Origin of the sequence: Micromonospora foliorum (assembly GCF_022229015.1) — a bacterium.
Lineage (GTDB): Bacteria > Actinomycetota > Actinomycetes > Mycobacteriales > Micromonosporaceae > Micromonospora > Micromonospora foliorum.
The window spans coordinates 1-875 of record NZ_JAKKFF010000549.1 but is presented as its reverse complement, the minus strand read 5'-3'; the positions used below and the strand labels follow the sequence as shown (position 1 = coordinate 875).

The window sequence follows — 875 nt, the reverse complement described above, 5'->3', positions numbered from 1 at the left end:
CGGCCCGGCCAGGTGCGACAGGAACCGCCAGACCTGGTCCTGTAGTGCCCGGATGAACGCCGTGGCGGCCTGCCGGTCACCCTGGCCCGCCTCCCGCGCCCACCGGGTCACCTGGTCGTCGTCAGCGACGCCGTTTCGCACAGACCACCGTCCTCTGTGCCACGGGCCGCTCCTTGATGCCGAGATGCCGCCGCCGGAACGCCGCCGGTCGGCCGCGCACTCTGGTGGTCGCCGGCCGGTCCGGAAAAGTTCCCGGGGTTCCCACGTTCGACCGATTTCGCCGATGTCCGAGGGATCGGGGACCGGGTCCGCTCAGCTCGGGACGGGCTGGTCCGCGCTCTCGCGTTCTCGCGGGACCATGAGGTCGGGCATGCTCCACGAGTGCCACAGCCGGCTGTACCCGCCCCCGGCGCCGAGCAGCTCGGCGTGGGTGCCGTGCTCGGTGACGCGCCCCTGGTCGAGGACGACGATGCGGTCCGCGGTGGCCGCCTGGCTGAGTCGGTGGGCCACGATCAGCGTGGTACGGCCCTCGGTGGCCGCCACGGCGGCGCGGTCGAGGTCGCGTGCGCCCGCGCTGCCCGCCTCGGCGGTGGCCTCGTCGAGGACCGCGACGGCCGGGTCGGCGAGAGCGAGGCGGGCCAGCGCGCGCTGCTGGGCCCGGGCCGAGGTGAGCTGCCGCCCACCCTCCCCCACCGCGGCGGCGAGACCGTCCGGCAGGGTCCGCACCCACGCGGTGGCGCCGACGAGGTCGAGGGCGGCGGCCATCGCGGCGTCGGTGGCGTCCGGGTCGCCGCGGCGCAGGTCGTCGGCCCGCGGCCCTGCGAAGACGTGCGCCGCCCGGCTGCGCACGGCGCTCGCGGTACGCAGGCGGTGCT

The 875-nt window shown here is 76.5% G+C and carries 1 pseudogene; it reads right to left on the bottom strand.

The annotated features are described in order from the left end of the window. Positions 1–312: 312 nt before the first annotated feature. Positions 313–875, bottom strand: a pseudogene (locus PSH25_RS30055) (ABC transporter ATP-binding protein); the annotation flags it as partial.